This window comes from Parabacteroides sp. D25 (assembly GCF_000307475.1).
GTDB classification, from domain to species: domain Bacteria; phylum Bacteroidota; class Bacteroidia; order Bacteroidales; family Tannerellaceae; genus Parabacteroides; species Parabacteroides distasonis.
Genome location: NZ_JH976501.1, coordinates 290,617 through 306,118, shown reverse-complemented (window position 1 = coordinate 306,118; position 15,502 = coordinate 290,617). Strand labels below are relative to the sequence as shown.

Below are 15,502 nucleotides of genomic sequence, written 5' to 3'. Positions count from 1 at the left end.
CCCATCCTAACAACCTTACAATGGGCATTGTTACATTATTCCCCTAAAACACCTTCCTTATTTGCATTTCCGTAAACATATATCTACTTTTGCGAAAAAGTAAATATGGAACTTTATACCCGAATCCTGTTGCCGAAAGCACGATTCTCTTTCTCGTATGAGGACCGGGTCGTGATGATGGGCTCCTGCTTCGCCGAGAATATCGGGCGGAAACTGGAAGAGAATAAATTCTCCGTAGATATAAACCCATTCGGTACTCTGTATAACCCGGCTTCCGTAGCGGAAGGATTGCGGATGCTGCTACGCCCGGAGTATTTCACTCCCGGCGATTTATTCCAGCATGAGGGCATATACCATAGTTTTACCCATCATAGCCGTTTCTCCGCTCCCTCGGAAGAAGAATGCCTAGGCCATATAAACAGCCGCTTATCCGAATCCTCCGATTTCCTGCGAAAAGCGACCCGGTTGGTAATCACGTTGGGAACCGCTTTCGTCTACCGCCTCAAGAGCGACGGGCGAATCGTGTCGAATTGCCATAAGCTACCGGAAAAGATGTTCGATCGGCAACGATTATCCACGCAAGAGATCGTCGAGGACTGGAAACCTCTGTTACTAGCCCTTTGGGAACAAAACCCCGCCTTGAAAATCTTATTTACCGTAAGTCCAATCCGCCACTGGAAAGACGGGGCGCACGAGAACCAACTCAGCAAAGCCACCCTATTGCTAGCCACGGACGCCTTACAGAAAGATTATCCCGGCCGAATCGCCTACTTCCCCGCTTATGAGATCCTTATGGACGAGCTCCGGGATTATCGTTTCTATGCGGACGATATGCTCCATCCCTCCCCATTGGCCATTGATTATATTTGGCAACGTTTTATCGAAAATTTCTTATCCACAGACACTTCGGCAATCCTTAAAGAATGGGGTGATATTCAAAAAGCTATTAACCATAAGCCCTTTCAACCGGATAGCGAGGCCTATAAGCGGTTTATCCTTCAAACTTTGTTAAAGATGGAACGAATTAGCGAGAAAATTCCTTCCTTTGATATCAGAAAAGAGATCGAAATAGTAAAGTCTAAACTAAAATAAAAGAATGGAATACGCAATTAAAGAAATAGCAAGAGTTATCGGTGCTAAAACAAACCAATTGCTTGACGATACGGTCAGTTTATTGTTGACTGACAGCCGTCGTCTCTCCTTCCCGGAAAAAAGCCTCTTCTTCGCCTTGAAAACCAAGACGAACGACGGACATAGATATATACAGGAACTCTATAAACTTCGTGTTCGCAACTTCGTGGTAAGCGATATGCTACCGGAGTTCGAGAGCATGAAGGACGCAAACTTCCTGATCGTAAAAGATACGTTACGAGCTTTACAAAAACTGGCGACTCACCACAGGAAGCAATTCAACATCCCCGTGATCGGCATCACCGGTAGCAACGGAAAGACGATCGTAAAGGAATTCCTCTATCAACTGTTGCATAACGAGTTCAACATCGTACGTTCGCCTCGGAGCTACAACTCCCAGTTGGGGGTTCCTCTCTCGGTATGGCAGATGAGCGAGAAAAATACACTGGGCATCTTCGAGGCCGGTATCTCACAACCGGACGAGATGGAACGCCTGCAACCCATTATCGCCCCCACGATCGGTATCATCACGAATATCGGGGAGGCTCATCAAGAGAATTTCCTCTCCTCCAATCAGAAATGTATGGAGAAGCTGACGCTTTTCAATGATTGCGAAGCCATTATTTATGATGGGGATGATTTATTTATCGCCAATTGTATCGAATCGGCTTGCCTTTCTCATAAAGCGATCGCATGGAGCCGTACGGACTCCGAGGCTCCTTTGTTTATCGAGTCTATCGATAAGAAAGAGTTTGAGACGATCATTCACTGTACTTTACTGGGCTTCAACCGGGTCGTTACCATTCCGTTCACGGACGACGCTTCTATCGAGAACGTGATCCATTGTATGGCGGTTATGCTTTACCTAAAACCCACCAGCGTAAACGACGTAACAAAATTCTTGCATCTTGAGCCGGTGGCTATGCGATTGGACGTAAAGCAAGGTATCAACAATTGCCTGTTGATAAATGATACCTATAACTCGGATATCAACTCCTTGGATATCGCGCTCGATTTCCAACAAAGCCGCCGGGTAGGCAAGCAATTAAAGAGCACTTTAATCCTCTCCGATATCCTTCAATCGGGCACCTTGCCGAAATCTCTATATAAGAAGGTCGCCGATTTGGTTCGCCGTAAGAAGATAGATCGTATCATCGGTATCGGCCGCGACTTAAAGGAATATGCTTCCGTCTTCGAGATCGAGAAGGAGTTTTACACGACCACCGAGGAATTTATCAAGTCTCCTTCCTTCAAGAAATTCAAGGATGAGTTGATCTTGATTAAAGGTTCCCGCCATTTCCATTTCGAGCAGATCTCCGAGTTGTTGGAGAAGAAAGTGCATGAGACGATCCTAGAGGTAAATCTGGACGCGATCGTACACAACTTCAATCAGTATCGTTCCAAGCTAAAGCCGGAGACTAAGATGGTTTGTATGGTAAAAGCTTTTGGTTATGGAGCCGGCTCTTACGAGTTGGCGAAGACCCTTCAAGAACATCGTTGCGACTATCTGGCCGTGGCGGTAGCCGACGAGGGAGCCGAATTGCGTAAAGAAGGCATCTCGATCCCCATTATCGTCATGAATCCGGAATTCAGCAGTTTCAATGTCTTGTTCGAGAACCATCTGGAACCGGAAGTCTATAGCTTCCGCCTATTGGATGCCATGATCCGGGAGACCGAGCGCAGAGGGATCACCTCTTACCCTATCCATATCAAGATCGATACCGGCATGCATCGCCTAGGGTTTCAACCGGAGGATGTCCCGGCGATCTGTGAACGCTTGAGAGCGCAATCCGGGGTTATCGCCCGTTCGGTCTTCTCTCATTTAGCCGGAAGCGACTCGTACGTCTTCGATGATTTTACCCATCAACAATTGGATAAATTCACCAAAGCCGCAGGGGAACTAGAAAGCGGGTTAGAGTATAAGGTAATCAAACATATCCTAAACTCCGCGGGAATCGAGCGTTTCGCCGCTTATCAAATGGATATGGTACGTTTAGGTATCGGTTTATATGGAGTAAGCGCATCCGGACAAAAAGGCTTACGGAATGTCAGCACCTTGAAGACAACGATCTTACAAATACAAAACGTACCCGCAGGGGATTCGATCGGTTATAGCCGTATGAGTTATGTGAAACGTGATTCCCGGATCGCTATCATCCCGATCGGATACGCCGACGGACTGGATCGCCACTTCAGCAACGGAGGTGGGGAGGTCTTGATCAATGGACAACGCTGTCCGATTATCGGCAACATCTGCATGGACGCTTGCATGATCGATGTCACCGACATCCATGCGCAAGAAGGCGACGCCGTAATTATTTTCGGCGACGAACTACCGGTGAGCGAACTTTCGGATAAACTGAAAACAATCCCTTATGAGATATTAACCTCTATCTCGCCTCGGGTAAAGAGGGTTTATTTCCGGGAATAAGAAGTAACCGCCAACAAAGAATGGCTCTACCTTGTTTTAATATCAAGGCACATATTCAAATGTCAGGCTATGATATTCATTTGCGTATGTTGCACATTTTGTGTATGTTTGTGCCGTAATTAATAAACAAGAGGTATGAGTCATAATTTATTGAAAGGCAAGAGAGGCATTATCTTCGGTGCGCTGAACGATATGTCTATCGCCTGGAAAGTGGCAGAAAGAGCCGTAGAGGAAGGTGCGACTATCACGTTAAGCAATACGCCTATCGCTGTTCGTATGGGTCAGGTAGATGCTTTGGCGGAGAAGTTGAATGCGCAGGTAATCCCGGCGGACGCAACCAGCGTAGAGGATCTGGAGACCGTATTCGCGAAGTCAGTGGAAATATTAGGTGGTAAAATAGATTTCGTTTTACATTCTATCGGTATGAGCCCGAACGTACGCAAGAAACGTACGTACGATGATCTGGACTATGGAATGCTGGAAAAGACGTTGGATATCTCCGCTATTTCTTTCCACAAGATGCTACAGGTAGCAAAGAAACAAGACGCTATCGCCGAGAATGGTTCCGTGGTGGCATTAAGTTACGTGGCCGCCCAGCGCACGTTCTTCGGATACAACGATATGGCGGACGCTAAGAGCCTGTTGGAATCTATCGCCCGTAGTTTCGGTTACATCTATGGCCGTGAGAAAGGCGTACGTGTGAACACGATCTCCCAATCCCCGACAATGACAACCGCGGGTAGCGGCGTGAAGGGAATGGAACACTTGATGGACTTTTCTAACAAGATGAGTCCACTGGGTAACGCCAACGCCGACGAGTGCGCGGACTATTGCGTAATGATGTTCTCCGACTTTACCCGCAAGGTAACGATGCAGAACCTATACCACGACGGTGGTTTCTCAAGCATGGGTATGAGCCTCCGGGCCATGAACCAATATAGTAAAGGATTAGAGGAATATACAGACGAGAACGGACACATTATCTACGGCTAATATGTTAGTGAGAATCTATCCGGAGAATCCGAATCAAAAAGAAATAGACAAGGTCGTCAAAGTCCTGCAGGACGGCGGCCTTGTCGTTTATCCTACCGACACGGTATACGCCATCGGTTGCGATGCGCTGAACGTACGTGCGGTAGAGAAAATATGTCAGATGAAAGGGGTTAATCCACAGAAAAGCAACCTGTCTATCATCTGCTACGACCTGTCTAATCTTAGTGAATACGCCAAGGTAAGCAACGCCGCTTTCAAGCTGATGAAGAAACATCTGCCCGGTCCTTTCACCTTTATCTTACCCACCAGCAGCGAGCTTCCAAAGATTTACAAGAACCGGAAAGAAGTCGGAATCCGTGTACCGGACAATAACATCACCCGTACATTGGTACAATCCTTGGGAAATCCAATCCTAACCATGTCCATCCGTGACAAGGATGAGGTGATCGAATATACGACAGATCCGGAATTGATACACGAGAAATACGAGCATCAAGTGGATATCGTAATCGACGGCGGTTTCGGAGGATTGGAAGCCTCTACGGTTATAGATTGCACGACGGATAATTTCGAGATCGTACGTCAAGGCAAAGGAGAATTGTAGCTATCCACCACGATTTGTATTCGCTCTTCCGGCAGATTAGCGGGAAACTCCAAGCTTATTTCTTGTTGGTCACCCGGCATTAGCGTAATATAGTTATCCGAATAATGTACCGGTAAGATTCGTTTGCCTGTCTCCTTATCAAAGACCTTGATACGGTTGAAGAACGAGATCTGCGAATCAGCGCTCAGACGGACTGTACCTACGAAATTCGATCCTTCCTTCTTGATCTCGGTCTTGATTCCCGGTCTTGACTTCGGAAGTTGAGATAAGCTGGTGTAGTCTTTCGGCTCGGTTGTCAGCCAATAAATATTGGGGACATCCGCATTCAAGGCCAGCCGTAAGAAATAAGCGCCTTTGATCCCTTCCGGAACGGGGATATCCAATAATTCCTGTACCGTATTCGCCTTGGCGCTCGCTCTCGTCTCTTTCTCCCAAAGCAGTTTGCCTTCCAGATTATAGATACGGGCTACAATCGATAAATCCGTATAATCTTTCAGGGTCGTATTCAACAATCCCGCCTTACGGGTTACCGGGTTATAATAGGCATGTAAGGGCTCACAGCCTTTCCGGGTTCCGTACAAGGAAGCATTTACATCGAGAGACCAATCATACATTTGCCCCCGCAAGGATGTCCATGGATTCTGGGTTTTCCAGATCAAGATACCCGTATACCAATCCCACATATGAGAGGCCCAGCCTTCCATAAAACTACGATATTGGTCATAGTTCACGACTTGGGCATACTTACAATAAGTCTCGATATCCTTCACCTCCCCATAACGCTCCAGATGATCGCCATAGCCCAGATCCTTATGATACCGCCACGTATAATTACGGGTCAAACCTTTCCTTGGGAAACCGGCCAAATCCTGTTCCGTCATCATCTCCCGCATACTCTCGACCTCCGGGGAACCAACCGATCCGGCTTCCGGATTAAACGGATGCGAACGGAAGCTAAAGAACCATTCCGGCTCTTGTATACCGTAAGGACCATCCCCATTATCCCCCAAAAAATTCCGGGTAAACAACGTATCTGTCGAGAAACTCACGAAAAGACGCTCCGGATCTAACCGGGGGAAAACCTCCTTTCTCAAACATTGATCGATATCTTTAGCTAAAGGCCATTCATTCGCCCCACACCAGAAACAAAGACTCGGATGGTTACGGATCATTTTCACTTGATCTTCCACGGAGGCGATAAATAAATCATGATTATCGGGATATTCCCAACGACGCTCTCGGGAATCCATCTTGGTCGGGTCCTCCCAAGCGCCATTGCAATCACCACTGCCCCACAGATCTTGAAAGACTAAGATACCGAACTCATCACAGGCGTTATAGAATTCCGGCCGTTCCACCAACGCACCTCCCCATACACGGATCATACGCAGATTCATTTCCGCATGGAAACGTACCTCATCCCGATAACGTTCCGGAGAGAGACGAAGCAACCAATCGGAATTAATATAGTTACCACCCGTGACATATATTTTCTGTCCGTTCACGAAGAAACGGCGTCCCCCGTTATCCGGGCATTTATCGGAAGTAATCTCCCGGATACCATAACGCAACCGTTCCCGGTCACTCACTTGATTCCCGATCTCAAAAGAGAGGTTCATATCATATAAAGGCTGCTCGCCGATACCGTTAGGCCACCATAAACGAGGATTCTTTACCGCTAAAGGATTCAAGGATACCGTTTTCTTCTCGAATGGCGATAAAGTAACCGGCTGGGTTAAGCGGGTTCCGTTCGTCTCACAAACCAATAGCCCCTTTAAGGAAGTGCTCCCGGTATTCTCTAGCTCGACAGAGGTATTCACAAAAGCCTCCTTTTGAGTTTTCGTTTCCGGATCACGTACGCCGGGTACCTTGGTCACGACATAAGGAGAGGAGAGGCATACCGGCCCGGTTGTCGTAATAGATACCTCATCCCAAATACCCGTATTCCGGTCTCGTACAGGTTGTATCCAGTCCCAACCCGGCGTATATTGCATCGTATTATTCCGGGCGATCTGCCCATCACCCCCTTGTCCGCCATTTGGATTTCCGACATGTGTAGGTGGATAAACCAATACCGCTAATACATTCGGGGCATCCGTACGAAGATAAGGAGTTATATTAAACGTCTTCCTCAAGAACATACCCTCATGGGTATTCCGGTTGATCCGCTTACCATTTAAAAAGATTTCCGCCTTATAATTGATTCCCCGGAAATTCAACCAGACATTACGCCCCTCTGGTAAAGCATCGATAGTAAACTGACGGGTAAACCAATACGTATAGAAATCATTGCCGACTTCATGTATATCGGGAATCAAATTGTTATTCAACCCAAACTCAGGGGCCGGATACAAACCATTCTCCAAAAGCGTTGTCAACACCGTACCCGGTACACGAGCCGGTAACCATCCTGTTTTATCCAAAGGCACCGCGCTCAACCGGTTCCCATCCATTTTCACCTCATTCGCTTTCCGGGCATACCAATCTGAGTGAATCAAGGTTTTCTCTCCCGGTTCCGGGATCACCAACAAGGCTTGCCCCTCCGCGGATACGGGCTTTGACCAGCAAGCCAGGCAAAGCCAACAAAATAAATAAATACATCTGTTCATCATATAATCTTAGATTTATCCTTCTAAAGTAGTACAAAATTCAGAAGGGCCTCTTCGCAAACTCGAAGAAGCCCTTTCATTACATATTATTTAACAATAAGACCTATTAATGCCGATTAGAAATTACCTACACCAGCTTTGTCCCACCATACATGAGTACCACCTTTATCACCAGAGATCGAACCCGTATTCTCTTGATTCAGCAGCTCGATGCCTTTCTGTAATTCCGCATTATTGGTGTTAATTTCCGTATCTGAGTAGATCAAGCGACGAACTTGTTCGTTAGTATTGATATCACCGTTACTCAAGTTTACACGATTCGGGAATAATTTAGGATAGCCTGTACGACGGTATTCAGCCCAAGCCTCACAAGACAATGGGAAGTTAGCGATCCATTTCTGAGTAATGATACGTTGCAACTTCTCCTCCTTACTAGCACCTTCGTCCCATTTAACACCTAGTGTATTCATCGCCTTTATACTATTTTCCGCCTTAACCGGGTCAACAAAGTCAATCTGTCCACTGGTTCCATTGAGATAAGCGTCTATTTCCGCATCTGAGATAGAAGTTACACCTGCAATACTGCCCTTATAAGCCAATTCGTTCTTGATAGAAATACGAATGCCCTCCTCATATAGATCTTTAGCGCTACCTCCCATGCTCCAGCCACGTAAAGCACCTTCAGCACGTAAAAAATAACCCTCAGCAACTTTCATGACAGGGAAAGCGGTCGTATAAGTGCAAATCACTTTAGAGAAATTACCCCATTGATTTGGCTTAGAAGGTAAGTTACATCCGCCGCGAACACCAAGATACTTTGTCCCCTCCTCAATTGTCGAGCCATCTTCACAAGTAACAGCCGCTTGATTCTTGGTCACATACAAAGGTAAACGAGGATCTTTGAAACCTTCCAACATCGTGATTAAGCTAGCATTCATTCCACAATCACCCCACTCAAACATACGAGTCAACTCATTGCTCAAACCTTGGTTGATCAAGATATCACGATCAGCGGAAGTCAATACGCCTCCTTGAACGGCTTCCTCCGCTTTTTGCTTCGCCAATGTAGGGTTCACCTTTACGATACGCATAGCCAAACGTAGTTTCAATTGATTAGCGACCTTCTTCCACAAAGCGATATCACCATTACACCAATAGTCAAATGCTTGCATATCCGCAACAGATGCAGTTCCCTTAAATCCAGCGATCGCTTCATCCACCAAAGTAAACAAAGCATTGTAGACACTTTCCTGAGTATCATAAGAGAAAGAAGCTCCACCCGTAGGATCTTCGATAACAGAACTATAGGCCACTGGGCCATAGGCATCCGTCAACATCTGGATCGCATAAGCTTGTACGACACGCATCATCGCTCCATAATCACTTAAGCCTTGCTCATCACAAGAAGCAATCAGACGACGGGTATTGTTGAAAATATGAAGATATACATTCTCATACATACCACCACAGAAACCACGGTTCAACGCATAATCAACATTACCGGAACCATTAAAGTTATGTGGAGTCATGAAGTAGCCGCTAAACAAATCAATATTTAGGTTGAAGCAATATTGGAACAAGTTCTGCTGCGGAGCATAGACATAAGAGAATGGCTCCTTAAATTGGGCAGAGAACGGAAGTTCATCTGGATCAACCTCATAGGGATCAGTATTTAAATTTTCAAAATTATCTGTACAGCCCATGGTCATAACACCGGTAGATACTACCAAAGCCGATACAGCGGCATATTTTAAAATTCTATTTAGTTTCATAAGATATACTCAAGATTTAGAAATTAAGTTTTAAATTCAAACCAAAGCTACGAGATGTTGGCAACGCAAACATATCCACACCTTGCCAGCCATTGCCTGTACCAGCCGCTACATCCGGATCCATAGGAGCATCTTTATAGAAGAAGAACAAATTACGTCCAATGATAGAAGCCGTCAAATTCTTATTCGCTCCAAATAAGTTACGGAACGTATAACCAAATGACAACTCACGCAAACGAACATTAGTCGCATTGTAAACATACTGAGAAGTCAAGATATTAGAGTTATAACTTGTACCTCCAGTCGTCGTGTAATATGCTTTAGGATCAAATGAAACACCATCAATCACAACTTCACCTGCATCACGAGCGGCACCCGAACGCTCTGATACGCCCCAACCATCCAAGGTAGCTTCCGTCATTGACAAGACCTTACCACCGACCTTAGCATCAATCAAGAATGACAATGTAAAATCTTTGTAATGGAACGTGTTAGTCCAACCCATGTTTACTTTTGCGTTCATATCACCGACATATACCAAATCCTTATTATCCGTACCTCCCAACTCAGGAGCGCCAGATTCAGTTTTCACCGGCTTACCATTATCGTCTCTCTTGAAATCACGAACATATAAGTCACCAAAATGACCACCTTCAGTCAAAATCACTTTCGCACCTGTACAATAGCTAGCTAATGTCCAATCTTTCAACTCATTCGATAATTCAATGATTTTATTATTATTGTAAGAGAAATTGAAATTCGTACTCCAGCTGAAATTGTCCGTAAACTGATTATACCAACCTAAGCTAACCTCAAAACCTTGGTTTTCTACGTTACCGGCATTGATATAACGGTTCTTCAAACCAGTTTCCCAAGGAGCGGTAATATTAAAATATTGATTCTTCGTATTGGTCTTATAATACGTCAAGTTTACATTGAAACGATTCTGGAAGAAAGTTCCATCAAAACCAACCTCTAAAGAGTTCGTCTTCTCTGGCTTCAACGTTCTAAAAGCAGCTTCTTCTGGCGGGTCGATAGATCCTTGGTCACCAATCGTATAACGTTTATTGGAAGCATAGATAGGCACATCGTTACCCACGATAGAATAAGAAGCACGCAATTTAAATAGGTCTACATTCTTTCCAAAGTCCAAGAATTTATCCAATAGAGCACTTACACCAACAGACGGGTAGAAAAAGGATACACCATCCGTAAACGCCAATGAAGAAGACCAGTCGTTACGAGCGCTGACATCCAAGAACAAACCTTCCTTATATCCAAACTGAGCAGTAGCGAACACAGAGTTCAAGCGTTTTTCTTTCAGAGTCTCTGTGGTTTGCATCGTATAATAGTTCTTCGGGGAGAAGATGTTCGGATAATAAGCACCCGGGGTTATCACACCGTTATTTACTTTAAACTCCTTATCACCCCAACCGATCAATTCGATGCTAGATGCGCTTGTCTTCGTAAAGCTACCACCAGCAGTAACGGACAATGAATAAGTCTCATCCCAAGTTTTATTATAACTTGCTAACGCATCGGCATATGTTTGCTCACTGAAAGTCCGGGTATCTTTCATGGTACCCAATAAATTTCGTCCCGCGGTACTAGACGCATATTCGTTCAAGATCCATTTTTCATCACCACGTTCATAACGCAAACGCCCCGTAACAGAAAGACCTTCCATGATATCATATTTAACACTACCACCAAATTCATAACGGTTACGGTCCGTGATAGGAGTCTGACGATTCAACATCCAGTAAGGATTGGAGAATTGCTCTTGTTTCGTATTCGTCCAGTTATGAACATTCACGTTACGAACCCCGTCATATACTTCATAGTTACTCTTGTAGTAATCCCAATCCTCACCTCTCGGGAACAGGTAGGCACCTGTAATCGGGTTATTCAAATAACCGGCAGAAGGCTGATTCTCGATATGCTGCTTGTTGTAGCGGGCACTTACATCCACATGTACTTTCTTCCACAAGTTAAAGCCAACCTTAGCCATTAAATTATGACTTAAATAATCATTCTCCGGCATAATACCATTCGATGAGACATTCGCGTAAGAGAAATAAGAAGAAATATTCTCCGTTCCACCAGATAAAGAGATAGAGTTATTCGTTGTATAACCCGGTTGATAGAATTTACGTGCGTAATTCGGAGATGTAGCTCCTAATTTACTTCCCCAGCTAAATGTGCCCTCGTCACTCATACCATAATTATTTTGGAATTTCGGCAAAGACATGGCTGATTCGACCGTCGTATTACTAGATACATTAATAGCGACCTTACCGGCTTGTGCGGATTTTGTCGTAATCATGATAGCACCATTGGCCGCTACCGCACCATACAAAGCAGCGGCGGAAGCACCTTTCAACAATGTAATCTGCGCGATATCATCCGGATTGATAGTAGACATAGCGTCACCACCATCACGTTCGCCGCCATAGGCCATCTTCACCTGCGAATCAGATACGCTCATCATCATAGGGACACCATCCACAACAATCAACGGTTGGTTACTACCGCTAATAGACTTATTACCACGGAATAAGATCTTAGAAGAACCACCCGCACCCGTAGAGTTCGGGGTAATCTGCAAACCAGCGCTCTTTCCTTGTAAAGAGTTGATCATATTCACATTCTTAATCTCGTTCAAGTCCTTACCGCCTACCGTTTGTGCGGAATAAGTCAAAGTCTTTGATTCACGTTTGATACCCATCGCTGTTACGACAACCTCATCCAAAGCCTCTGCGTCTGAAACCATCGTAACATCGATTTTCGTACGGCCATTCACTGGCTCCTCAATCGTTTTCATACTCAAATAAGAGAATACCAAAATAGAGTTTGCGTCAGCCTCTAAGGTATATTTTCCATCAAAATCAGTAATGGTACCGGTTGTAGTACCTTTTACTAACACGTTCACTCCTGTTAGTGGTTCATTTAGATCCTTGTCAATGACGACACCACTAATCGTTAGTTTCTGTGCATATCCTGTAACACACAGAAAAAACGCCAATAATAAGATAAATGACTTTCTCATGAAAAATCGTTTTTGATTTAAGTGATTCTACATTTGTGCTTTTTTAATTTTCATACTCTTTTTAGAGAGATCGGGCTCTCTTTTCTTTCTTTTTTAGTGCATAGGCATTTACTCTTTTTTGTTTAAAGTTATTATTATATTCATACAAAAATCTCTTTCTATTTAAAATCAAACGGTTATATTTTAAATAATAATAACAACGTAGTATCATTAGAACTAAGTCGTTTTCATGTTTTGACAGACAAATATATATATAATAACTATACATACAAGTTAAAACGTAACAAAAATCAGTATGTTCCTCACTTTTTCAGGTGTTTGCGATAACACATAGTCAAATTTTCATCATGCCTCAATAAATTAAATATGTTAATTTGATTTAGTTCTAATGAAACTAACAACAAATTTCAATTAACATAATTTTCCTTCATTATCTTCTTCCTCCTATAACATCCAATCGCTATCTGACTATCATCTTGGAATAAAATTACAGCTTTATTTACAAGCTTCGAAAACAACTCAGTCAGGAAATTAACCATTAACTCTAATTTCTTCCACAAATATTCAATGATTTGCACAGATTATCTCTACATTTGCGATATATATATATATATATATTAATGTATTGACTATGAACTGGACCCAGCTATTATCCGGCAAGCGTTTCGGAATGGAAGAGTATCACGAGCGGAAACATGAGAGAACTGATTTCCAACGTGACTATGACCGTTTGATTTTCTCATCCCCTTTTCGAAGACTACAAAACAAGACACAGGTGTTCCCCCTTCCGGGAAGTATCTTTGTACATAACCGACTTACACATAGTCTGGAAGTATCATGCGTAGGACGTTCATTGGGTAATAACGTAGCGAAAGGACTTATGCAAAAATATCCGGACGGCAGTATCAACTTCCCAGAGATAGGTTCCATCGTATCAGCCGCTTGCCTTGCCCATGATATGGGAAACCCTCCATTCGGGCATTCCGGAGAGAGAGCGATCTCCGCTTACTTCTCCGAAGGGAATGGGCGAAAACTAGAAGAGAAAGTACGGAAGGAACGGGGACGCTGGGAAGACTTCGTCCATTTTGAAGGTAACGCAAACGCCATGCGGTTGTTGACCCATCAGTTCATTGGACGCAGAAAAGGGGGATTTGCCTTAACATATAGCACATTAGCCTCTATCATCAAATATCCTTACGCATCCATCTATTCAGGAAAGAAAGGGAAATTCGGCTTTTTCCAATCGGAGGAGGGAAGTTATCTGCAAATCGCCCAAGAGCTAGGGATCGGACATAGCCCGGAAGCCCCAGACAAATTTCTTCGTTACCCGTTAGTTTATTTAGTAGAGGCGGCAGACGATATCTGCTATCAAATAATGGATATAGAAGATGCTTGCAAACTGCATATCCTGACCACCGAAGAGGCCATACAGCTATTATTGGGATTTTTCGAAGGAGAGCGGTTGGAGCATATCCGCAAGGTCATGCATATGGTAGACGATACCAATGAGCAAATCGCCTATCTGCGTTCTTGTATTATCGGGCTATTAGTGGATGAATGTTCCCGTGTCTTTTTAGAGAACGAGGAAAGCATCCTCAATGGTACCTACAGCACTCCGTTAATCAGTAACATATGCGATCAAGCCAAACAGGCTTACGCTAATTGCTCGGCTACAGCATACAAGAAAATATATAAGGCAAAAGAAGTGCTCGACATTGAATTAGCCGGTTATCATATTTTCAGCCATCTGATCGACAGCTTGACCGAGGCCGTGATGAACCAAGAGCATGCTTACAGCAAACTGCTCTTACAACGGATACCGGAGCAATACGACACAAACGCTCCTACTACATATGGCAAGATACAATGCGTACTCGATTATATCTCCGGCATGACCGATGTATATGCGCTCGATCTATACCGTAAAATCACCGGTATGAGCCTGCCGGCCGTTTGATGTTATAATAATGTGTTAGAATTCTTCCCGGTACTTGCTTTCCATGCGATCATCCAAGATACTTAGATAGCTTTTATAGCGGGACTCGCTGATTAGCCCATCGTTAACGGCCTGAATGACGGCGCAGCCCGGTTCATGACGGTGCGTGCAGTTATTGAAACGGCATTCTTCCGAGTATTTAAACAACTCCCGGAAATAATGGGAGATCTCAGCGTCCGCCATCTCGATCGTTCCAAATCCTTTGATACCCGGAGTATCGATCAAATAGCCTCCCCCGGGAAGAGGAATCATCTCGGAAAAGGTGGTCGTATGCATACCTTTGTTATGATATTCGGAGATATCACCGGTACGGAGATTCACCCCCGGCACCAGTTTATTGATAATCGTGGATTTTCCGACACCCGAATGGCCGGACAAAAGCGTAATCTTATCTTTTAGATCCGCTTTCAAGGCATCCAAACCTTCCTCGGTCCGGGCACATAGCGTCGAACAGGGATAGCCAATCGAGGTATACAACTCGATTAAATTCTCCAACGCCCTTTGATCCTCATTATTATAACGATCAATCTTATTGAAAACTAATTTAACAGGGACACGATAAGCCTCGGCGGTCGCCAAGAAGCGATCGATAAATATCGTTGTTGTTATAGGATAATTCACCGTAACGATCAGCATCGCCTGATCCAAATTCGTGGCGATAATATGCGCTTGCTTCGATAAGTTAGAGGCACGGCGGATGATATAATTCTTACGCTCCTCGATCTCTGTAATAAAAGCGGTTCCTTCTTTATTAATATCGATTACGACACGGTCTCCTACCGCGACCGGATTGGTACTCTTTATGTCTTTCAGACGAAAGTTCCCCTTGATCTTACTCTCTATATCTCGCCCGTCTTCCGTACGGACCGTATACCAACTACCTGTGTTTTTTATTACCAGTCCCCTCATGAGAATTG

General features: G+C 44.3%; 9 protein-coding genes. 5 read left to right on the top strand and 4 right to left on the bottom strand.

Annotated elements, in window-relative coordinates:
• Positions 1-105 precede the first annotated feature (105 nt).
• From HMPREF0999_RS04875 to HMPREF0999_RS04860, 4 genes are all read left to right on the top strand, one after another.
• Positions 106-1,092, top strand: coding sequence for a GSCFA domain-containing protein (locus tag HMPREF0999_RS04875; RefSeq protein ID WP_005859728.1), 987 nt, complete (start codon positions 106-108; stop codon positions 1,090-1,092).
• Between the two features lie 4 nt (positions 1,093-1,096).
• Positions 1,097-3,562, top strand: coding sequence for a bifunctional UDP-N-acetylmuramoyl-tripeptide:D-alanyl-D-alanine ligase/alanine racemase (locus HMPREF0999_RS04870; protein ID WP_005859730.1), 2,466 nt, complete (start codon positions 1,097-1,099; stop codon positions 3,560-3,562).
• Between the two features lie 135 nt (positions 3,563-3,697).
• The gene (locus HMPREF0999_RS04865) at positions 3,698-4,555 is read left to right on the top strand and encodes an enoyl-ACP reductase (protein ID WP_005859732.1); all 858 of its coding nucleotides are present in this window, start codon (positions 3,698-3,700) and stop codon (positions 4,553-4,555) included.
• A gap of 1 nt (position 4,556) precedes the next feature.
• On the top strand, positions 4,557-5,159 hold the full coding sequence (locus HMPREF0999_RS04860; protein ID WP_005859734.1) for an L-threonylcarbamoyladenylate synthase: 603 nt from the start codon (positions 4,557-4,559) through the stop codon (positions 5,157-5,159).
• Here HMPREF0999_RS04860 and HMPREF0999_RS04855 read toward each other — a convergent pair.
• From HMPREF0999_RS04855 to HMPREF0999_RS04845, 3 genes are all read right to left on the bottom strand, one after another.
• Positions 5,138-7,771, bottom strand: a complete 2,634-nt coding sequence (locus HMPREF0999_RS04855) for a glycosyl hydrolase 2 galactose-binding domain-containing protein (protein WP_009275326.1) — start codon at positions 7,769-7,771, stop codon at positions 5,138-5,140. The two genes, HMPREF0999_RS04860 and HMPREF0999_RS04855, sit on opposite strands and share 22 nt — an antisense overlap.
• A gap of 113 nt (positions 7,772-7,884) precedes the next feature.
• On the bottom strand, positions 7,885-9,540 hold the full coding sequence (locus HMPREF0999_RS04850) for a SusD/RagB family nutrient-binding outer membrane lipoprotein (RefSeq protein ID WP_005859739.1): 1,656 nt from the start codon (positions 9,538-9,540) through the stop codon (positions 7,885-7,887).
• 16 nt (positions 9,541-9,556) lie between these two features.
• A complete protein-coding gene (locus tag HMPREF0999_RS04845) occupies positions 9,557-12,589 on the bottom strand; it encodes a SusC/RagA family TonB-linked outer membrane protein (protein WP_005859741.1) in 3,033 nt (1,010 codons plus the stop codon).
• Positions 12,590-13,220: 631 nt separating this feature from the next.
• On the opposite strand from HMPREF0999_RS04845, the gene dgt reads away from it, so the two are divergent.
• Positions 13,221-14,546, top strand: a complete 1,326-nt coding sequence (dgt, locus tag HMPREF0999_RS04840; RefSeq protein ID WP_008772892.1) for a dGTP triphosphohydrolase — start codon at positions 13,221-13,223, stop codon at positions 14,544-14,546.
• A gap of 15 nt (positions 14,547-14,561) precedes the next feature.
• Here dgt and rsgA read toward each other — a convergent pair whose 3' ends face one another.
• Positions 14,562-15,494, bottom strand: a complete 933-nt coding sequence (gene rsgA, locus HMPREF0999_RS04835) for a ribosome small subunit-dependent GTPase A (RefSeq protein WP_009275324.1) — start codon at positions 15,492-15,494, stop codon at positions 14,562-14,564.
• Positions 15,495-15,502: the final 8 nt, after the last annotated feature.

Bases quoted from the DNA above. Each gene is read 5' to 3' on its own strand.
- dgt (WP_008772892.1), top strand. From the start codon at position 13,221: ATGAACTGGACCCAGCTATTATCCGGCAAGCGTTTCGGAATGGAAGAG.
- HMPREF0999_RS04850 (WP_005859739.1), bottom strand. From the start codon at position 9,540: ATGAAACTAAATAGAATTTTAAAATATGCCGCTGTATCGGCTTTGGTA.
- HMPREF0999_RS04870 (WP_005859730.1), top strand. From the start codon at position 1,097: ATGGAATACGCAATTAAAGAAATAGCAAGAGTTATCGGTGCTAAAACA.
- HMPREF0999_RS04865 (WP_005859732.1), top strand. From the start codon at position 3,698: ATGAGTCATAATTTATTGAAAGGCAAGAGAGGCATTATCTTCGGTGCG.
- HMPREF0999_RS04875 (WP_005859728.1), top strand. From the start codon at position 106: ATGGAACTTTATACCCGAATCCTGTTGCCGAAAGCACGATTCTCTTTC.
- HMPREF0999_RS04860 (WP_005859734.1), top strand. From the start codon at position 4,557: ATGTTAGTGAGAATCTATCCGGAGAATCCGAATCAAAAAGAAATAGAC.
- rsgA (WP_009275324.1), bottom strand. From the start codon at position 15,494: ATGAGGGGACTGGTAATAAAAAACACAGGTAGTTGGTATACGGTCCGT.
- HMPREF0999_RS04845 (WP_005859741.1), bottom strand. From the start codon at position 12,589: ATGAGAAAGTCATTTATCTTATTATTGGCGTTTTTTCTGTGTGTTACA.
- HMPREF0999_RS04855 (WP_009275326.1), bottom strand. From the start codon at position 7,771: ATGATGAACAGATGTATTTATTTATTTTGTTGGCTTTGCCTGGCTTGC.